The organism is Cupriavidus sp. UGS-1, from assembly GCF_021213615.1.
In the GTDB taxonomy this organism is placed as follows: domain Bacteria; phylum Pseudomonadota; class Gammaproteobacteria; order Burkholderiales; family Burkholderiaceae; genus Cupriavidus.
On sequence record NZ_JAJQJF010000005.1, the window covers coordinates 49,703 to 68,756 of the forward strand.

15 protein-coding genes and 1 pseudogene are annotated in these 19,054 nt (G+C 66.0%); 8 read left to right on the forward strand and 8 right to left on the reverse strand.

Features of this window, described 5'->3' with window-relative positions; genetic code table 11:
• Window positions 1–87 precede the first annotated feature (87 nt).
• From LRR16_RS08780 to LRR16_RS08790, 3 genes are all read left to right on the forward strand, one after another.
• Window positions 88–1,053, forward strand: coding sequence for a tripartite tricarboxylate transporter substrate binding protein (locus tag LRR16_RS08780; RefSeq protein ID WP_023263865.1), 966 nt, complete (start codon window positions 88–90; stop codon window positions 1,051–1,053).
• Between the two features lie 198 nt (window positions 1,054–1,251).
• Window positions 1,252–2,217, forward strand: a complete 966-nt coding sequence (locus LRR16_RS08785) for a tripartite tricarboxylate transporter substrate binding protein (RefSeq protein ID WP_232205622.1) — start codon at window positions 1,252–1,254, stop codon at window positions 2,215–2,217.
• A gap of 11 nt (window positions 2,218–2,228) precedes the next feature.
• On the forward strand, window positions 2,229–3,686 hold the full coding sequence (locus LRR16_RS08790; RefSeq protein ID WP_232205623.1) for an amidohydrolase family protein: 1,458 nt from the start codon (window positions 2,229–2,231) through the stop codon (window positions 3,684–3,686).
• Here LRR16_RS08790 and LRR16_RS08795 read toward each other — a convergent pair.
• Window positions 3,664–4,605 carry a LysR substrate-binding domain-containing protein gene (locus LRR16_RS08795; RefSeq protein WP_232205624.1) on the reverse strand — a complete coding sequence of 314 codons (942 nt, stop codon included), beginning with the start codon at window positions 4,603–4,605 and terminating at the stop codon, window positions 3,664–3,666. The two genes, LRR16_RS08790 and LRR16_RS08795, sit on opposite strands and share 23 nt — an antisense overlap.
• Window positions 4,606–4,703: 98 nt before the next feature.
• On the opposite strand from LRR16_RS08795, the gene LRR16_RS08800 reads away from it, so the two are divergent.
• Entirely contained in the window at window positions 4,704–6,263 is a 1,560-nt protein-coding gene (locus tag LRR16_RS08800) for an amidase family protein (protein ID WP_232205625.1), read from the forward strand.
• Between the two features lie 33 nt (window positions 6,264–6,296).
• Here LRR16_RS08800 and LRR16_RS08805 read toward each other — a convergent pair.
• Window positions 6,297–6,414 (reverse strand): annotated as a pseudogene (locus tag LRR16_RS08805) (DNA polymerase beta superfamily protein); the annotation flags it as partial.
• Window positions 6,415–6,473: 59 nt separating this feature from the next.
• Between LRR16_RS08805 and LRR16_RS08810 the strand changes: the two are divergent.
• Window positions 6,474–6,731 carry a hypothetical protein gene (locus LRR16_RS08810; RefSeq protein WP_232205626.1) on the forward strand — a complete coding sequence of 86 codons (258 nt, stop codon included), beginning with the start codon at window positions 6,474–6,476 and terminating at the stop codon, window positions 6,729–6,731.
• 97 nt (window positions 6,732–6,828) lie between these two features.
• Here the strand turns inward: LRR16_RS08810 and LRR16_RS08815 are convergent, their stop codons facing one another.
• Both LRR16_RS08815 and LRR16_RS08820 read right to left on the reverse strand, forming a co-directional pair.
• Window positions 6,829–8,124 carry an MFS transporter gene (locus LRR16_RS08815; protein WP_064573596.1) on the reverse strand — a complete coding sequence of 432 codons (1,296 nt, stop codon included), beginning with the start codon at window positions 8,122–8,124 and terminating at the stop codon, window positions 6,829–6,831.
• Window positions 8,125–8,276: 152 nt separating this feature from the next.
• Window positions 8,277–8,963, reverse strand: a complete 687-nt coding sequence (locus LRR16_RS08820; protein WP_064573595.1) for a TetR/AcrR family transcriptional regulator — start codon at window positions 8,961–8,963, stop codon at window positions 8,277–8,279.
• Between LRR16_RS08820 and LRR16_RS24400 the strand changes: the two genes are divergently transcribed.
• Window positions 8,962–9,096, forward strand: a complete 135-nt coding sequence (locus LRR16_RS24400; protein ID WP_255674075.1) for a hypothetical protein — start codon at window positions 8,962–8,964, stop codon at window positions 9,094–9,096. The genes LRR16_RS08820 and LRR16_RS24400 overlap by 2 nt on opposite strands.
• A 6-nt stretch (window positions 9,097–9,102) precedes the next feature.
• On the opposite strand, the gene LRR16_RS08825 is transcribed toward LRR16_RS24400, so the two are convergent.
• The 3 genes from LRR16_RS08825 to LRR16_RS08835 form a co-directional block, all read right to left on the reverse strand.
• Window positions 9,103–9,582 carry a GNAT family N-acetyltransferase gene (locus tag LRR16_RS08825; protein WP_232205627.1) on the reverse strand — a complete coding sequence of 160 codons (480 nt, stop codon included), beginning with the start codon at window positions 9,580–9,582 and terminating at the stop codon, window positions 9,103–9,105.
• A 71-nt stretch (window positions 9,583–9,653) separates the two neighbouring features.
• Window positions 9,654–10,781, reverse strand: a complete 1,128-nt coding sequence (locus LRR16_RS08830; protein ID WP_232205761.1) for a CaiB/BaiF CoA-transferase family protein — start codon at window positions 10,779–10,781, stop codon at window positions 9,654–9,656.
• 41 nt (window positions 10,782–10,822) lie between these two features.
• On the reverse strand, window positions 10,823–11,812 hold the full coding sequence (locus LRR16_RS08835; protein WP_232205628.1) for a tripartite tricarboxylate transporter substrate binding protein: 990 nt from the start codon (window positions 11,810–11,812) through the stop codon (window positions 10,823–10,825).
• Window positions 11,813–11,912: 100 nt separating this feature from the next.
• On the opposite strand from LRR16_RS08835, the gene LRR16_RS08840 reads away from it, so the two are divergent.
• Together LRR16_RS08840 and LRR16_RS08845 are read left to right on the forward strand one after the other, a co-directional pair.
• Window positions 11,913–12,872: a LysR family transcriptional regulator gene (locus LRR16_RS08840; RefSeq protein WP_232205629.1), complete on the forward strand. Its 960-nt coding sequence runs from the start codon at window positions 11,913–11,915 to the stop codon at window positions 12,870–12,872.
• A gap of 324 nt (window positions 12,873–13,196) precedes the next feature.
• Entirely contained in the window at window positions 13,197–18,074 is a 4,878-nt protein-coding gene (locus tag LRR16_RS08845; protein WP_232205630.1) for an autotransporter outer membrane beta-barrel domain-containing protein, read from the forward strand.
• Window positions 18,075–18,360: 286 nt separating this feature from the next.
• On the opposite strand, the gene LRR16_RS08850 is transcribed toward LRR16_RS08845, so the two are convergent.
• Complete coding sequence (locus LRR16_RS08850) at window positions 18,361–18,957, reverse strand: alpha-ketoglutarate-dependent dioxygenase AlkB (RefSeq protein ID WP_023263877.1); 597 nt, start codon at window positions 18,955–18,957, stop codon at window positions 18,361–18,363.
• Window positions 18,958–19,054: the final 97 nt, after the last annotated feature.

Genomic DNA, 19,054 nt, shown 5'->3' on the forward strand with positions numbered 1-19,054 from the left:
CCCCGTGGCATGCCGAGTCTTGCCGATTGCACCAGCACAGCGACGAAACCTGAGAGCACTCCCCAAACTATCTATCGAGGTTCAACCATGGCGTTTTCCAAGATTGTCCCGGCTCTCGCCCTCGCATTGGCCGCCACCCATGGCATCGCGCAGGACTTGCCGGCGGGCCCCATCCGGATGCTGGTCGGCTTTGCACCCGGCGGCGGCAACGATGTGATTGCCCGCCTGGTTTCGACGCAGTTTCAGTTGAATACCAAGACCACCGTCGTGGTCGAAAACAAGCCCGGTGGCGGCAGCACGATCGCGACCGCCGAGATGACGCGCGGCAAGCCCGATGGCTCGGTGCTGCTGCTCGGTTCGGTGGGCGGGCAGGCGATTGCGCCGTCGATCTACAGCAAGCTGCCTTACGATCCGGTCAAGGGCGTGCAGCCGGTTTCGCTGGTCGCCAAGTCCGCCAACGCGCTGGTGGTCAACAACGATCTGCCGGTCAAGACCGTGCAGGAGCTGGTGGCCTATGCCAAGGCCAATCCCGGCAAGCTGAACGTGACGTCGCCGGGCAACGGCACCATCTCGCACCTGTCGGCCGAGCTGTTCAAGAGCATGGCCGGCGTCTCGATCACGCACGTGCCGTACCGCGGCGATGCGCCGGCGATGCAGGACGTGATGGCGGGCCAGGCGCAGATGACGTTTGCCAGCCTGCCGTCGGCGAAGGCCGGCGCGGATTCCGGCAAGGTCCGCATTCTGGCGGTCACCAGCACCAAGCGCGTCGAGACGATGCCGAACGTACCGACGATCGCCGAGTCCGGCGTGCCGGGCTATGAGGTCGTGTCGTGGTACGGCGTGTTCACCACCGGCGGCACGCCGATGCCGACGGTCAACCGCCTTGCACAGGAAATCGCCGCGGTGATCGCCCAGCCGTCCATCCGCGACGCGATCGCCAAGCAGGGCATGGAGCCGAGCGCGCTCGGTCCGGTCGAGTTCACGCAGCTGGTCAACCGCGACACGCAGAAGTGGGCCAAGGTCGTGAAGACCGTCGGCATCAAGCTGGACTGAACGGCCTGCGGTCCGCTGGCCGGCGGACCTGCCGCCGCCGCGAGGCTGTGCGGCGCGACGCCGAACCTGGTGCCGGTCCGGTAGCGCCTGGCGATGTATTCCTTCCCGGAATACATCGCCGAAAAATCTTCAAGCCGGACTTCGCGCGCTACTCCATACTCGCTGCATCATCGAACGCAGCGATCGTGGAGGAGCACCGTGAAAATTGCATGCGCATGGATCTTGACGGCGGCCGCACTCGGCATGTCGATGCCGTCGGCACAGGCGGCCTGGCCCGAGAAGCCGATCAAGCTGATCGTACCGACCGCGGCCGGCGGCGCCCCCGACATCGTTGCCCGCCTGTTCGGCGACGCGCTGTCCAAGCGGCTGGGCCAGGCCATCGTCGTGGAAAACCGGCCCGGCGCCGGCGGCAACATCGGCATGCAGGCATTGCTGCAGGCGCCCGCCGACGGCTACACCATCGCCTACGGCAACAACGCCACGCTGGCGACCAACCGGTTCCTCTATAGCAAGCTGCCGTACGATCCGGACAAGCTCGTGCCCATCGTCGGGCTCGTGACGACGTTCAATATCCTCGCGGTCAACAACGCGCTGCCGGTCAAGTCCGTGCGCGAGCTGATCGCCTATGCGCAGGCCAATCCCGGCAAGCTGTCGATGGGGTCCGCCGGCAATGGCACGACCAGCCATCTGGGCGGAGAGTTGTTCAAGACCCTGGCCCATCTCAATATCGAACACGTGCCATACAAGGGCAGCACGCCGGCGCTGCAGGACCTGGTCGGCAATAATGTGCACCTGATGTTCGACAACGTGCCGTCGATCGGGCCCTATGTCAGCAGCAACAAGGTACGGGCGCTCGCCGTGACATCGACCAGGCGCTCACCGCATTTCCCGCAGGTGCCGACGATGGACGAAGCCGGCATCAAGGGCTACGAATTGACCGCATGGGCCGGCCTGGTCGGTGCGCCCGGCATGCCGGCCGAGGTGGTCGACCGGCTCAATCGCGAGGTCAATGCGGTGATCCGCGACCCCGGTTTCCGTGCGCAGCTGGACCGGCTCTCGTTCGAACCGCTGGGCGGATCGCCGCGCGACTTCCAGGCGCTGGTGACATCGGAGACCGTGAAGTTCGGCGAGCTGGTGCGCAAGAGCGGCGCCAAGGTCGATTGAGGGTGAACGGCATGCCATCTCATTTCGATCTGATCATCCGCAACGGCGACCTGATCGACGGCAGCGGCGCGCCCCGACGCTGCGCCGACGTGGCGGTGCGCGACGGCGTCATCGCCGCGATCGGCGTCGCGCCCGACGCCACCGCCGACGAGGTCGTCGATGCCGCCGGCATGGTGGTCGCGCCCGGATTCATCGACACCCATACGCACGACGACTGGATGGTCTTCCAGTCGCCGCAGATGCTGCCCAAGGTGACGCAGGGCGTCACCACGATCATCGCGGGCAACTGCGGCATCAGCCTGTTTCCGCTGGTCACCGACACGATTCCGCCCGCGCCGCTCGACATCATGCGCGGCGGCTTCGTCTTCGAGTCGGTGAGGGACTACCGCGAGGCGTTCGCCGCGCGGCCCGCCGCCGTCAACGTATCGGTGCTGGTCGGCCAATCGACGCTGCGCGCGCGGCGTGTGGGAGAGCTGGGACGCCCCGCGCGCGACGATGAGATCGAACACATGCGGCGCGACGTGGAGCAAGCCCTGCTGGAGGGCGCGATCGGCGTTTCCACCGGCACCTTCTATCCGCCGTCGGCGGCGGCGCCCGAGCAGGAGATCCTGCGGATGTGCGAGCCGATGCGGCGGCTGGGCGGCGTGCTGGTCTCGCATATGCGCGACGAAAGCGACAAGGTGGCCGAGGCGATCGACGAGACGGCTCGCCTGGGCCGCGCGCTCGAGGTGCCGACCGTGATCTCGCACCACAAGCTGGTCGGGAAGCGCAATCATGGCCGCAGCCGCGAGACGCTGGCACAGGTGCGGGAACTGGCGCAGAACATGCCGCTCTGCATGGACTGCTATCCGTACGCAGCGTCGTCGACCATGTTGCGCCCGGAACGGGTGGACCAGTGCGACCGCATCCTGATCACGTGGTCCGCCTCGCATCCCGAGGCGGCGGGCCGTTATCTGGAGGACCTGGCGCGGGAGTGGCAGCGTTCGCGGCGGGAGGTGGCCGAGGCCTTGCTGCCCGGCGGCGCGGTGTACTTCATCATGGACGAAGGCGATGTGCGGGACATCCTGCGCTACCCCGACACGATGATTGGCTCCGATGGCATTCCGTCCGACGAAACGCCGCATCCCCGGCTGTGGGGTACCTTCCCGCGTGTGCTGGGGCTGTACTCGCGAGATCTCGACCTGTTTCCGCTTGAGCGCGCCGTTCACAAGATGACTGGTCTGCCCGCACAGCGCTTTGGACTGGAGGGGCGGGGCCACTTGGCCGTCGGCAAGGTCGCCGACATCGCGGTGTTCGATCCGGCAACCGTCCGCGACTGCGCGACCTTCGATGCGCCCACGCAGCCGTCGGTCGGCATCCGTGACGTGTTCGTCTCGGGCCAGGCGACGCTGCGCGATGGCGTGCCCACCGACAACCGGCCCGGACGCTTCGTGACGTCGACCCTGGTCAGGTCGGGCGCGCCGGCGTGAGCCGATGTCGCGGGCGGTGCGCGTCAGCCTTGGCCGTCTGCAGCAGCCAGTCGAGAAAGGTGACGAGGGTAGGATTGGCGCGCTTCTCGTCGAGGCAGACGAAGTAGTACGACTTCGGCGACAGATAGCTGATGTCCGACAGCCGGATCAGCCGGCCGGCCCGCAGGTCGTCGCCGGCCACGAATTCCGGCAGCAGCGCGATGCCCATGCCGCTGACCGCGGCCTGCAGGCCCATGGTCAGCAGCCCGTAACGCGGACCGTCACCCGGCCTGGCCACCTTGGCGCCGATCTGTGCGAGATAGGCCGGCCATGCGTCCAGCGCGGTATGTTGATGGAGCAGCGGCAACTGCCGCAGCGCCTGCGCCAACGAGCCACCGCGTGGCAGCCGGTCCGGCGCGCACACCGGGAACAGCTCCAGCGGCATGACCTGGACGCCGAAATGGCCGGGCGGGGGTCCGCCGCAGTACATGATGGCGGCGTCCAGGCCGCTGTGGGGCAGGTCGACAGGCCCGACCTTGGTGGTGATATTCAGCTGGATCTGCGGATGCTGCTTGGCAAACTGCAGCATGCGCGGCAGCAGCCAGATGTTGCCCAGCGAGACCGGCACCGACAGGTCGAGCCGCCCGCCGGAGCCGCGGCCGGTGAGCACTTCGAGCGTGGCTTCCTCGAGCAGGTTCAGTACCTGCGTGACGCGCTTGAGGTATTCCGCTCCGGTCGCGGTCGCGACGACGCCACCCTTGCGCCGGTCGAGCAGCCGCACGCCGAGGAAGTTTTCCAGCTCCGTCAGCTGCTTGCTGACCGCGCTCTGCGTCAGGCACAGCTCGTCGGCGGCCTCGGTCACGCTTCCCTTGCGCACGGTCGCTTCGAGAGCGACCAGATTGGCAAGGGCAGGCAGGTTCCGGCTGGTGGTGCTTTTCATCGCGACATCCTCGGGGCGGGCGGCAGCTTTCGGTGCCATGGCGGAAAACCGGGGCTGCGCCATTGTCGTTCATGTATTCCGTGAAGGAAACCAACACGATGTCCGATCGTTCTGCGGATGAAACGCCCACCACCGCTGATCCGGCGGCCACCAGCGAGATGGCCCCGGCATGCGATGTCTTCGAATTGCCGATCGCGGAACTGGCGCGCCGCATGGACGCCGGCACGCTGACCGCCGAACAACTGGTGGTAGGCCACCTGGCACGCATCCAGGCGTTCGATCGCGACGGCCCGTCGATCAATGCGATCAGCCACCTGCACCCCGACGCGCTGCGCGAGGCGGCTCGGCTGGACCGTGAACGGCGGCGGTATGGTGCCAGGAGTCCGCTGCATGGCATCCCGATGGTGGTCAAGGACAATATCGACACTGCGGGATTGCCAACCACGGCCGGCTGCGCGGCACTGTACGACGCGCAGGCCGCGGCCGACGCGCCGGTGGTCGCACGGTTGCGTACCGCCGGTGCGATCGTGCTCGGCAAGGCCAATATGTCGGAGCTTGCCGCCTCCAATGGACGCTTCGGCTACAGCTCGGCGAGCGGCCTGACGTTGAATCCATACCGGCTGTCCCGCAACGCCAGCGGCTCCAGCAGCGGCACGGGCGCCGCAGTGGCGGCCGGCTTTGCGGTGTTCGGACTCGGCACCGATTCGTTCGGGTCGGTACGCGGACCGGCCTGTGTGCATGCGCTGGTCGGGGTTCGTCCGACCCATGGCCTGCTGGAGGCGGCCGGCGTGCTGCCGCTGGCGCAGTCCTTCGATACGGTAGGACCGCTGGCCCGCAGCGTCGACGACGCGGCGCTGGTGCTGGGGGCGCTGGCCCCGCAAGCCGGCCTTGACCGCACCGAGCAACGGCTTGCCGGCCGGCGGCTCGGTATCGTGATGGACTTCAACGGCGCCAACGACGAGATCGACGCGCTGTTTTCGCGAGCATGCGCGGACCTGGTGACAGCGGGTGCGTCCATCGTGCCGGTCGCGCTGCCGGCCGATGCGCGGCAGCTGTACGAGCGTGTGCTGGGCGATATCGCGCGAAGCGAATGGGCAGGGCAGCTCGACCGCTATCTGGCCGCGCTGCCGTCGTCATGCCCGCGCGATACGGCGGCGCTGCTGGCGCGGATCGATGCACTGGAGGGCGATGCGCAAGGTGGCGATGCGTCGATGGCCGGCGCGCGAATCGCCGATGCGTCGCGACGCTCACCGAACCCGGTGACGATCGCCGCGCTGCGCCATGCCCTGGCAACGCGCAACGAACCGCCCCGCCGCGGCCTGTCCGCCGCGCGCGCATTCGGCGCTGCGCTCGCCGGCCTGATGCAGTCCAACGGCTGTGCCGCGCTGGTGTTTCCCACGCTCGCGTGTCCGGCGTCGCCGCGCTTCGATCGCAACGATCCGACCTACCGCTGCCGCGTCTCCAATCCGCTGGCGGCGATGCACATGGCCAGCGCGGCCGGCTTTCCCGAGATCAGCGTGCCAATGGGCTGGACCGAGGCCGGCGTTCCGGCCGGGCTGTCGCTGCTGGGCCGTGCCGGCGACGACCGCCTGCTGCTCGGCATCGCCCGCGATTACGAGGCGGCGACGCGGCATCGCCGGCCGCCGGGCTTGGGGTAGCGCTCCACACGGGCCCGGAAGCGCCCGAAAAACGACGAGATCGGCAAAGCGCATTGGCGGCATGCCTTTACCCGAATCGATTCCACTGGACCGCGAGGAGCGGCCGCAGGACGTACAGGTATTTCTTGTGGCGTACGGTATCTCCCTGCAAAATCGCCCCCAATCGCGAGTTGGGGCTGACTGGCCGCGTTATGATCTTGAAAAAATTAGATGGCCATTTACGATCAGACCAATACGCCGATGCGCCGCCGTTTCAGCCCAACCCGTATTGCGGAAATTCTGTTTGGCGGATTGGCCAAGGGGACCCTGGCCGTTATGGCAATTGGCCTTGTGGTACTGGCGGTTCTCTCTGGTGACGTCGCAGGCCTCACCGGCTTGCCGGACACGCGGCGACATTGGGCGATCTTCGCTGGCATCGTCGCCATCGTGGCGGCAGGAGCGGTGATCTACTACCACAGCATGCGGTAATTCGTGGTCGCCCATGGAGTTATCGTCATTACCCACCCAACATTGAGGTTGCCGACGTTCGTGCCGTGGTGGGAGCAATCTTAACGGCGAGACACTATCACGCTTGCGCGGCTGCCGGCACCACCGCCGGCCGCGGACCGCGCGCCAGCATCGCCATCGCCGCCGCAACCAGGCACATCGCGCCCGCGGCATACAGGGCCGGCGTATAGGTCAGCAGCAGCGTCCGCGTCATGCCGGCCCCATATGCGGCAACGGCCGCGCCCACCTGGTGGGCGGCAAACACCCAGCCAAACACCATCGCCGCACGCTCCTTGCCGAACGCGCTGCCCGCCAGCTTGACGGTAGGCGGCACCGTCGCGATCCAGTCCAGGCCGTAGAACATCGCGAACACGGACAGGCCAACCAGCGTGAAGGTGGAGTGGGGCAGCCAGAACAGCGACAGCCCGCGCAGCGCGTAATACCAGAACAGCAGCTTGCGGTTGTCATAGCGGTCCGACAGCCATCCGGACAGGATCGTGCCGACGAAGTCGAAGGCGCCCATCATCGCGAGCGCGGAGGCCGCGGGCACCGGCGCCATGCCAAAGTCGCCGCACAGCGCGATGAAATGCGTCTGGATCAGGCCATTGGTGCTCAGGCCGCAGATGAAGAACGTTCCGGCCAGGACCCAGAACGTGCGATCGCGGATCGCTTCCCGCAATACCAGGAACGGGCCGGACCAACGCATTGGTGCGGCGGGCGCTGCCGCGACCGAGGTGCTGGGCGCCTCGCCGAACGGCAACAGGCCGACGTCGGAAGGACGATTGCGCATCAGCGCGGCGACCAGCAGCGCCAGCAGCGCGCACGCGAGCAATACCGGCAATACCGCGGTGCGCCAGCTGACATGTTCGATCAGCCAGGCGGCCAACGGCAGGAAGGCGAGCTGGCCGGTTGCCGCGCTCGCAGTCAGAATGCCGATCACGAGGCCTCGCCGCTGGCTGAACCAGCGGTTGGCAATGACGGCGCCCAGCACCAGCGCCGTCATGCCAGAGCCGGCGCCGAGCATCAGGCCCCATGCGATGAACAGCTGCCACAGCGTGGTGGCCACCATGCCGAATCCCATGCCGCCGGCGATCAAGGCCAGGGCCGTAAATACGATGCGGCGCACGCCATAGCGGTCGATCAGCATGGCCGCGAAGGGCGCCATCAGCCCGAACAGCGCAAAGCGAATGGCCAGTACGGTCGAAATCCTGTCGGTGTTCCAGCCGTGCTCGTTCGACAGCGGCACCAGCAATGCCCCCGGCAGTCCGAGCGCCGCCGCGGTGGTCAGCATGACGAGGAAGCCCAGCGCTGCAACGATCCAGGCGTAGTGGATGCCGCGCCGTTCGAGGCGGCGCGCAAGCAGTTCAGCAAACATGTTCGAGGTCGGAGAAGGGAGGGTGGATTCGACGGTGGATACGCGCTGCTCGGACAAAACAGGCAAAAAGGGGCCCGCGTTCCCGACAATGGGGAAAGAAACGACATGGCAAATCGAATGAGGCCACACGCGCGACAGCGAGCGGCGACCGGTCAGTCTTCGGGTGCCGCCGGGCGGGAGGTTCGCTTCTTGCCTCGGGTCGTGGTCTTGGCGGTGTCAGCGGCGTTGCGGGAGGGCGGTCGGTTTTCCCCGGCGACCGGCCGGGTCAGCGCGGCGAGCGTCGCGGAAAGAATCTGCTCGGACAGCGGCGCGCCGTGCGTGGCGCGGGCCAGCATCACGGCGCCCATCATCATCGCCATCTCGGCCAGCGCCCTGTCACGCCGCGCGTCGTCGGGGCCCGGCAGCGTGCGCTCCCACTGCGCGATCAGGCCTTCGAGGCCCTCGATATAGGACTGGCGAACCGGCTTGTCCGCGTTTTCGCGCGCGACGTCGGCCGCAAGCGCCACGCCGGCGCATCCCGCCCCAGGCGCATCGCGATGCCGCTCCGATAGATAGGGCACGACCACCGCGGCGCGCGCCGCATCGGCGTCCCCGGGATGGGCGTCGATGCGTTGCCGCCATCGCTCCAGCGCCTCGGCAAACGCGCGATCGCAAGCCGTGGCCGCCAGCGCGTCCTTGGACGCGAAATGGCTGTAGAAACCGCCATGGGTCAAGCCGGCGGCACCCATCACATCGGCCACGCTGATGCCCGTCAGACCGCGCTCGCGGAACAGGCGCGACGACGCCTGCTCGATCGCTTCACGGTTCTGGCCGGCTTTTTCGCGGGAGGATCGCGGCATGATGCTTCTCTATGCTGAGTCGATGGACAGCATATTAGATGATGGGCGTCATGTATTCAAGGGGCTGCATCGGGACGATCCGTCCGCATGCATGACGGGCGTGCAGGGCAGGGAACGTAACGGTTTGACTTGATTGTCTTTATTGGCGAGCCAGGTCATACGACGTCGCCAGCAGCATCTGGGGCCGCTGGCGCAACGGTTCTCCGTCCAATGGAGCCGCGACGGTGCCAATCCGTTGCGCCCCGCAGGCGAGATAGAACGGTTCGGCATACGGCTCCGCATCGATGGTCAGGTGCTTGACGCCGTGACCGGCAGCCAACGCCGCCGCATGCCGTACCAGGGCTCGCCCAACACCACGCCGCATGTAATCCGGTGCGACCCAAAGATGCTCGAGCGCCCATGTCACGGCGTCCGTCGGCAACACCGAATGGAATCCGGCGATCGATCCGTCGATTTCCGCAACGTAGGTCAACGCTTGCGCGACATAGGAGCCCGTGATTGTCAGGTCCTCGCGCCATGCTTGAAGCTGGGCCTGGGTATATGGCCAATGCGCCTTGGCTTTGTTGGCGATCTCAGTCAGCAAGGGCGCCTCGCATTCGAGGCCGCGGCGGATCTTCATCGGTAGTGCTTCGTGCAAAACCGTATTCTGCGGCATCCGCAGGGATTGGATCGCCACGTTTGTTGTTTGGCTTAGATTCCTGACTCCCCACCTTTGAACGTTTGCACGCCGAAACCAAGGCCCGGCGAAATCACCGAAGCCCCCTCTGCATGCAGCGAAACCGTCGACACCTGATTATGCCGCTGCGCCCAGGTGGCGAATTCACCCAGCCTGCGGACCTTGGCCGCGGGCACACCGTATAAGGCGCAGCGCTGCTCCAGTTCTTCCGCATTCAGCATGTGCAACCGTTCGGCAATGATCGCCTTCAGTCCAGCCGGATTGATGGAGCGCACAAACGATGCCGGCGAGTCCGGATTCAGCGGCTCGGCGAAATACCGCGGATCGCCTGCCATATCGGCGAGCCCGAGCACGTCCAGCAGCCGGATCAGTTGTCGCGGCGTATTGGCGCCAAGCGCAATCCAGCCGTCCCGCGTGGCGAAGAAGTCCGCAGTCGGGCTGCCGGAATAGCCTTGATTGCCGACCCTCGCAGGCGACGCGCCGTTTGTCAGCGCTTCGCATGCGAACGAGTACATCAGCTGTAGCGCCGCGCCGGTCATCGATACGTCCAGCTGCACCGCGCACGCAAGCCGATCGCGCTCGCGTAGCCCCGCAAGGATCGCCAGCGCCGCCTGCATGCCGGTGGCCGCGTCGACCACCGGGAAGCCGGTCTTGATCGGCGGATCGTCCTCGGTGCCGGCCATGAACGCCATGCCGGTTGCTGCCTGGATGATGTGGTCATAGGCAGGGCGCTCGGCCACGTCGGCGCTGCTGCGCCCATACCCCGAGATCGTGCAATAGACGACCGTCGGATTGAGCGAGCGGATCGCCTCGAAACCCAGCCCGAAGCGCGCCAACACGCCAGGACGCAGGTTGTCGACCACGACATCGCAAGTCGACGCCAGGTCCAGCGCACGCTTGCGGTCGGCCGGATCGCGCAGGTCGACCGTGTGGCTTTCCTTGCCGGCATTCAATGCGGCAAAGCCCTGGCGGCCTTTCTCGGTGCGGCGCATGACGTCGCCACCATTGGCGTTTTCCATCTTGAGCACCGTTGCGCCGAGTTGCGACAGATAGAACGTCGCCAGAGGGCCGGCGATCACGTGCGAGAAATCGAGTACGCGGACACCGGCCAGAGGGGCGAAGGGTAGTGAAGTTGCAGTCATGTTCGGTCGGTTGGGGTCGGCCGCTTGTGGTCGGACGGCAATTATTGAACCGCGATTCGGCTCAGCTCCACGATGCGGCGGTACTTCGCCGTCTCCTCCGCGATGAAGCGGGAAAAGGCCTCGGGCGTCGGCGTAGGGTCGATGACCGAAGCGGCCTTCTCGTAGAAGTCGCGCACCGCCGGATCGCTCAGCGCTTTCCGGAAGGCGGCATGCAGGCGCGCGACGACCGGCTTCGGTACGCCGGCCGGTGCCCAGATGCCGCTCCACGAGTCCAACACCAGGTCCTGGCGGCCGAGCGCCTCGTTCAGCGTCGGCACCCCCGGCAGGATCGGCAACCGATGCGCCGACGTCACGGCCAGCGCACGCACCGTGCCCGTCGCCAATGGCGGCATTGCCGTCGAGGCAACGGGAAAACCGAACGTCGTATCGCCTCGGATCAGCGACGGCACGATCTCGACCGATCCCTTGTACGGAATGTGAACCATCTCGACGCGCACCGCATTGGCGAACGCGGCACCGGCAAGATGCGCGGCGCTGCCGATCCCGCCCGATGCGTAATTCAGCGTACCGGGCGCGTTCCTTGCGGCCTGCGCCACGTCCGCCACGGTGCGATAGGGCGTGCTTGCCTTCACCACCATTACCTGCGGGCTGAAGCCTGTGCGGATGACATGCGTTAACGTCGCGGGATCGAACTTGACGGACGGCTGCATCAGCTTCTGCGTGACATGTGTCGATGCGCCGATCATCAGCGTGTAGCCATCGGCCGGCTGTTGCGCAAGCACTTCGGCAGCGAGGATGCCGCCCGCCCCGACCTTGTTCTCGACGACCACGGGCTGCCCCAGTTCACGTGAAACGACCTCGGCCGTCTTGCGCGCCAGAACATCCGGACCGCCGCCTGCGGCGTAGGGAACGATCAGCCGGATCGGCCGACTCGGAAACGGAGCGTCGCTGGCCCTGGCCGCGCCGGAGAGCAGGGTGGCGACGGCCACCGCCAGGCCCAGCCTCACCGCGAGTTTTCCTGTCGTGCGCACTGCGTTGTCTCCTTTCTTTGTATCGCCATGGAGCCCGATTGTGTGTGCGGCATACTTGCCTGTAAATTATTGATTTTCTATCCAGTCATCACGTTTTGTTATGGCGAAGAATTCGGCCGGTATCGGCGCGCGCCTAGATCGCCTTCGCATCCGCCATCTGCGATTCCTCGAACTGATCGACACTCATGGCTCGCTGTCGGCCGCCGCAGGGCAACTTTCGCTGAGCCAGCCGGCCGCGACCAAGATGCTTCAGGAAATCGAGTCGGTGTTCCGTGCCGCGCTGGTCGAGCGCACGACGCGCGGGGCCGCGCTGACGCCGACCGGACAGCTCGCGCTGGGACGCCTGCGCATCGCGTTGAACGCCCTTTCCGCCGCGATGGACGCCATCCATGCAACGCCGGCACCGGTGCCGATCGTCCACGTCGGCATCCTTCCGTTGGTTGGCGTGGTGGCCATGCCCAGGCTGTTGGCAAGATTGGCCGCACGGCCTGGCTTCCCTCATCTCGTTATCCACGAATCGACGGTCAGTGGTTTGCTCGGGATGCTGGACCGCGGGGAAATCGACTGCATGGTCGGCCGCATCGGATCGCGCAGGGAAGGGGAGGCGACGAGCGGGATGCGCGTGATGCCGCTTTGGGAAGAACGTCTGACGGTCGCCTGCGCGTTGGACCATCCGCTAGCCCGAAAGCGCTCGGTGGCGCTGTCGCACCTGTGCGAGTACGACTGGATTACCACGCCGCGCGGCGCCAGCACGCGCATGCTGTTCGAAGCGCCCTTCCTGGACGCGGGAATCGTGCCGCCGCAGCCAAAAGTCGAGTCATTCTCGTTCCACACCAATCTCTGCATGGTGGCCAGCAGCCGGCTGCTGACGGTCGCGCCCGAGACCGCGGTTCGGCACTACGCAAGGCTGGGCATGGTGCGGCAGGTCCGCCATGGAAGCTGGTTCGCAGGCGGACGCACGGTGTTCGTCACGCGTGATGACTCGGCAGACGCGGCGGGCGTCGTTGCGGTTGGCGAAGCGCTGGCTGGACTAATGACGGACGGGGAATTGGGCAAATGAATGCTGGAGTTTCCAGGGCCGGCAAACAATCATGGCGCGCCAAGGGCGTCAATTGTTAAGTAGTGTCATTGGTTGCGTTTTCGCACTTGTGTGAAAGTAATCTACGGATTACTCTGCAGCCAAACTAAAACCCTCTTCTTGGTCAAACGTCTCCTGCTGATTGAAACAGCCCCGGTTCATCGATCAGCTCTCGCCTTTCCCTAACGGCTTCTTTCTATTTACCCGTCCAGGATCGCGCCGACATTGCAGCGCGCCGGTCCTGCTGCGTCTTCGCCACCATTCGCCGGGCGTGTCCTGTCCAACGGATTCCAAAGGAAAATCCGAATGAACCATGTGTTCCGCATTATCTGGTCCCAGGCTTTGGGTAGCTGGGTCGTTGCATCGGAAGTCGCCACGCCGCGTGGCAAAAGCGGTGGCGAACGGCGCCGGTGCCGGACAAGGCTCGCTCGCGTCGGTGCCGGTGCCCTGACCATATGGGGCTTGGCCTCGCCAGCCAGTGCCCAGGTATGGACGGGTGCAACCAGCAACGACTGGATGACCGGAAGCAACTGGTCCACGAATGCGGTACCGAGCGGTAATGTCACGATCAACCAGCAGACGAACTCAGTGGTGCTCGGTGCGTCGGGTCCGGCAGCCGCGACGATGGGCACGCTGCAGATGGGCACGGCTGCGGGCACGAGCGGGCTCACCATCCAGAACGGCAGCACGTTGTCGTCCAGCGCGACGACGGGCGGCCATTCCCTTGGCCTGGTCGCGGGCTCCAATGCCACCATGACGGTGACCGGCGCGGGATCGGAGTGGTCTACCGCCATTGTGACCATCATCGGTGCGGGTACCAATAGTACGGGCACGCTGAACATTGCGGATGGCGCCACGGCCAGTCTGGCGGGTCTGAACTTTGGCCAGAGCGGTGTCGCGGGAACCGCGGTGCTCAATGTGACCGGCGGCAGTGTGTTGAGCTCGAACAACGCCACCATGTACGCAATCGGTACAGGCAGCAGCACCGCCAACATTTCTGGCACAGGGTCGCGCTGGAATGTGGGTGGAAACCTGATCGCGGGCCGCAGCCAGGGGGGCGGCGGTGTGGGCAGCGGCACGCTGAACGTTCACAGCGGCGGTGTCGTGACGGCCACGGGCAATATCTCGATCGGCGGAAACAACCTGAGCGGGACGGGACCCGGTTCGGCGACGGTTTCCGGCACAGGTTCTCAATTGAATGCGGGCGGAACGCTCAGTATCGGTTCGTACGGCCGGGGCGCGCTGACCATCGCCGACGACGCCGTGGCATCGGCCGGCACGGTGACGATGACCTCGATGGCAGCATCGCAGGGCACCCTGTCCATATCGAACGGCGGCACGTTGGCTACCGGGGCACTGACCGCGGGACCGGGCGCGGTACAGGCGGACTTCGACCGCGCCACCTTGCGTGCAACCGGCAACAGCGGGGCCTTCGTCAGCGGGTTTACCGGCACCGAATTGAACGTCGCCGCAGGCGGACTCACGCTCGACACTGGCGGCTTCAATGTCACGGTGGCTTCGCCGTTCAGCGGCGCCGGCTCGTTGACCAAGACGGGTGCCGGCACGGCGGTGCTGACTGACAACAACACCTACACGGGCGGAACGACGATTTCGGCTGGCACGCTGCAACTGGGCAACGGCGGTACGTCGGGCGGCATCGCGGGCGATGTCACGAACAACGGCACGCTGGCCTTCAACCGCTCGGATACCGCCATCCATGGCGGCACGATCTCCGGCAGCGGGGCGGTCAGCCAGATCGGCACCGGCACGACCATCCTGACCGGCAACCATACCTATACGGGCGGGACGACGATCTCGGCTGGCACGCTGCAGATGGGCAATGGCGGCACGTCGGGCAGCATCAACGGCGACGTGACAAACAACGGCACGCTGGCCTTCGATCGAGCCGATACCTATACCTTTGGCGGCCAGATTTCCGGCAATGGCGCGGTCTCGCAGACCGGCACCGGCACGACGGTCCTGACCGGCAACAACACTTATACGGGTGGCACGTCGATCAGCGGCGGCACGCTGCAGATCGCGAGCGACATCAACCTGGGCAATGCGGCCGGCAGCCTGTCCTTGGATGGCGGTACGCTGCGGAACACGACGACCCTGACTTCCGCACGAACCGTCACCCTGAATGCAGGCGGCGGGACCTTCCAGACGACCGGGGACCTTACGCTGACCGGCGTCATTGCGGGCAGCGGTTCGCTTGGCAAGACCGACGTTGGCACGCTGGTACTTACCGGCGACAGCACCTATGCCGCCGGCACGACCGTTTCGGCTGGCACGCTGCAGCTGGGCAATGGCGGCACCTCCGGTTCCATCACCGGCAACGTGGCGAACAACGGCGCGCTGGTGTTCAACCGTTCCGACAGCGTCACGTTCGGCGGCGCAATTTCCGGCAGCGGCAGCGTTACGCAGGCCGGGGCTGGCACTACCGTGCTGACCGGCGCCAATTCCTACAGCGGCACCACCACGGTACAGGCCGGCACCTTGCTGGTCGATGGCAATCAAGCCGGCGCTACCGGTGCCACCACGGTGCAAGGTGGCGCCACGCTCGGCGGCACCGGCACGCTGGGTGGCAGCGTCACGCTGGCGAACGGCGCCACCTTGAGCCCAGGCGCAACTGGAGCGGTGGGCGCATTGACCGTCAACGGCAACCTGAGCCTGGCCAGCGGCGCGGCGCTCGACTACCAGTTCGGCCAAGCCAACACACCGGGCGGCCCGCTCAACGACCTGACCGTCGTCAACGGCAATCTCGCGCTCGGCGGCGTACTGAACGTCAGCGTCTCGCCGGGCGGAAGCTTCGATCCGGGCGTGTATCGCATCTTCAACTATGCCGGCACGCTGACCAACAGCGGGTTGAGCATCGGTGCCGGCCCTGCCGGTACTTACTACGTGCAGACCTCCGTCGCCAATCAGGTGAACCTGGTCAACAACACCGGAATCACGCTGAACTTCTGGAATGGCGCGGGTTCGCCGAACAGCGGCGCCATTCATGGCGGCGATGGCACCTGGCAGGGCATGGCCGGCAAGGACAACTGGGCTGACAGCACGGGGAATTCCAGTGGGCCTTACGCGGGCGGCGCCTTTGCGGTATTCGCGGCCGCCCCGGGTACGGTCACGGTCGACAACAGCCTGGGCCATGTCACGACGTCGGGCATGCAGTTCGCCAGCAGCGGATACACCATCACCGGCGATGCGCTGACGCTGAGCGGCGGCACCAACGTCATTCGCGTGGGCGACGGTACGGCCGCAGGGCAGGGCATGACGGCCACGATCCGTACCGAGCTCGGTGGAGCCGGAACCCTGCAGAAGACGGATCTGGGCACGCTGGTGCTGGACGGCAACAACACGTATGGCGGCGGCACGCATATCCAGGCGGGGACGCTGAGCATCTCGCGCGAAGCCAATCTGGGCGCGGCGGGCAGCGGTCTGAGCATCGGCGATGGCACGCTGCGAACGACCGCCACCATGACCAGCGACCGCAGCGTGGCACTGACCGGCGCGGGGAGCGTGCTGACCGATGCGGGTACTACCTTGACGTTGACGGGCGGGATGGCAGGCGCGGGCGGTCTGACCAAGGCCGGCGCCGGCACGTTGCTGCTGCGGGGCGCCGATACGCACACCGGTGCTACCCAGATCAGCGGTGGCACACTCGCCGCCGGCGCGGCACAGGTCTTGAGCGCTGCGTCGGCTTACACCGTCGGCAGCGGCGCGACGCTGGCCATGAATGGATTCCAGCAGACTGTCGGGGCGCTGACGAATGCCGGTACTGTCAGCCTGGACGGCAATGGTTCGGCTTTGACCGTCGCCGGCAACTACACCGGTGCTGGCGGTACGGTACAGCTTCGCGCGGCCCTCGGTGGGGACAATTCCGTGACCGATCGTCTCGTCGTGCGGGGCGATACGTCGGGCACGACCACGCTCAAGGTGTCGAACGTCGGCGGAGCCGGCGCGCAGACCGTCAACGGGATCAAGCTCGTTGACGTTGCCGGCCAATCCACGGGCAATTTCGCGCTGCAAGGCGACTACACCATGCAGGGCCAGCAGGCCGTGATCGGTGGCGCCTACGCCTACACGCTTCAAAAGAACGGGATTTCGACGCCGGCCGACGGCGACTGGTATCTGCGCTCGAGCCTGTTGAACCCGACTGCCGCGCCAGCATCGCCGCTGTATCAACCGGGCGCCCCCGTCTATGAGGCCTATTCCCAGGTACTGCTGGCGATGAACGAGCTGCCCACGCTGCATCAACGCGTCGGTAGCCGCTACTGGGCAGACGGGCAGTCCACCGCGCCAGCGTCGACACATACCGGTTCGGATGGTGGGGTGGGGCGCCAGGGTGCAGGCTGGGCACGCGTAGAAGGCCGGCATCTTGCGGTCGGTTCCGGGCATTCGAGCACTGGAACGCAATGGGATCTTGACCAGGTCAAGGCGCAGGCCGGTTTCGACGCGTTGCTTGTCGAGAACGCATCCGGCCGTCTGTTTGCGGGCATCGGCACGCAATACAGCCGCGGGAGCGCGGGTGTGAACTCGTTCTTCGGCAACGGCAGGATTCGCGTGGACGGGTATGGCCTGAGCGGAACGGCAACATGGTCGGGCGCCAGCGGCTTCTACGTCGACGGTCAGGCCCAGGCAACCTGGTACGACAGCGACCTGACATCCGGCACGCTGGGACGACGCCTGAGCAGCGACAACAAGGGCTTCGGCCGCGCCTTCAGCATCGAATCGGGCCAGCGCCTCGCCGTCAGCGATGCATGGTCCGTGACACCGCAGGCCCAGCTCGTCTATTCGTCGATCAGCTTCGATGGCTTCACCGACCCGTTCGGCGCACGTGTCAACCGTGACAAGGCCGACAGCCTGACAAGCCGACTCGGCGTCGCCCTGGATTACACGACCGCCTGGCGGGACCCGGCCGGCCATGCCGCACGCGCCAACGTCTACGGGATCGCCAACTTGTACTACGACTTCCGCGGCGGCACGACGGTCAATGTCAGCGACGCATTGCTCTCCACCAGAAAGGACCGCTTGTGGGCCGGTCTCGGCGTAGGCGGGGCCGTGACGTGGAAGGATGATCGTTTTGGTCTCTATGGCGAGCTGCTGGTCAGGAGCAGCCTGGAAGGATCAGGCAGCGGCCACGACTATCGGGCCAATGTGGGGGTGCGGGTGCGGTGGTGAGTTGGTGAGTTGCGCGTGGGGCCTGCCGATGTCCCACGCAACCAGCGTTGTCTGACAGGCAACACCATCCAGATTTGCCTAAAGTCGGACGGACGCTGCCTTTGGCAGCGTCCGGATTGGTCATCCTGATGCCGGTGTATTCAGTGGCAAATGCGATTTAACATAACAAACATTATCGGCGGTACGGTCAGGCATGAATTGAAATGTCCGCTTCGGGATGATTGGAGATGTCCGAGCTCCCGGGGCCCGCCTCAGCCAAACGCAGGCCGGATCTTCCTCGCGATCCTCAGCGCCCACGTACCACGCCGCGGCGTTCCCGGAACGTGATCGACCAGCGCAATTCCTTGGTTGGCTCGACGCTGTGTTGCCACTGCCAGCGTGCGTCGCCTTCTATCCGGTAGATCGATCTGGGCTCCACGTCGAGCGCCACAATTTGGCGTCGTAGCGACGTGCTGTATGGATAAGGACGGAAGCGCAATCGCGCGACACCACCGAGCGATACGCCGAAGATGCGCTCGAAATCGGGCACGTCGCGGTGCCAGCCCAAGGGCGTGTCCGGCGCGTACTCCGCCACCAGGGCATGGGCCAAACGTTCCGGCGACATTCCGGCCCATTGCGCGACGCGTTCGCGCAGCGGCAGCAGCCGTGCGTCGAGGGGCTGCGCAGGCAGCAGTTCGTTGCTGTCGAAGTCGTAGCTGCCCCCGAAGCTGACCACCCGCCGCCGGGCCAGATAGCCCTTGTACCGCGCCGCCTGCAAAGGCAGAGATCGAATGATGTCGATCAGGGACGCTTCTTCATCAGGCGAAAGGAAATCGGGCTGGTAAATCAGCCCAGGAATCGAGGCCTCGATCGGGCCCTCGCCGAACAGGCTGAATTGATCCATCACGTTCCTTTTGAATCCCGCTGCCGGGTGCGCGGCGGACCGCCGTTTCGCGCCCCTGGGGGGCGATGCAGGTCAAAAAGGTTAGCACGTCGCGTCG

Coding starts and splice junctions, on each gene's coding strand:
- LRR16_RS08845 (WP_232205630.1), top strand. CDS start 13,197: ATGAACCATGTGTTCCGCATTATCTGGTCCCAGGCTTTGGGTAGCTGG.
- LRR16_RS08815 (WP_064573596.1), bottom strand. CDS start 8,124: ATGTTTGCTGAACTGCTTGCGCGCCGCCTCGAACGGCGCGGCATCCAC.
- LRR16_RS08810 (WP_232205626.1), top strand. CDS start 6,474: ATGGCCATTTACGATCAGACCAATACGCCGATGCGCCGCCGTTTCAGC.
- LRR16_RS08795 (WP_232205624.1), bottom strand. CDS start 4,605: ATGAAAAGCACCACCAGCCGGAACCTGCCTGCCCTTGCCAATCTGGTC.
- LRR16_RS24400 (WP_255674075.1), top strand. CDS start 8,962: ATGATGCTTCTCTATGCTGAGTCGATGGACAGCATATTAGATGATGGG.
- LRR16_RS08840 (WP_232205629.1), top strand. CDS start 11,913: ATGGCGAAGAATTCGGCCGGTATCGGCGCGCGCCTAGATCGCCTTCGC.
- LRR16_RS08830 (WP_232205761.1), bottom strand. CDS start 10,781: ATGACTGCAACTTCACTACCCTTCGCCCCTCTGGCCGGTGTCCGCGTA.
- LRR16_RS08780 (WP_023263865.1), top strand. CDS start 88: ATGGCGTTTTCCAAGATTGTCCCGGCTCTCGCCCTCGCATTGGCCGCC.
- LRR16_RS08825 (WP_232205627.1), bottom strand. CDS start 9,582: ATGAAGATCCGCCGCGGCCTCGAATGCGAGGCGCCCTTGCTGACTGAG.
- LRR16_RS08790 (WP_232205623.1), top strand. CDS start 2,229: ATGCCATCTCATTTCGATCTGATCATCCGCAACGGCGACCTGATCGAC.
- LRR16_RS08820 (WP_064573595.1), bottom strand. CDS start 8,963: ATGCCGCGATCCTCCCGCGAAAAAGCCGGCCAGAACCGTGAAGCGATC.
- LRR16_RS08850 (WP_023263877.1), bottom strand. CDS start 18,957: ATGGATCAATTCAGCCTGTTCGGCGAGGGCCCGATCGAGGCCTCGATT.
- LRR16_RS08800 (WP_232205625.1), top strand. CDS start 4,704: ATGTCCGATCGTTCTGCGGATGAAACGCCCACCACCGCTGATCCGGCG.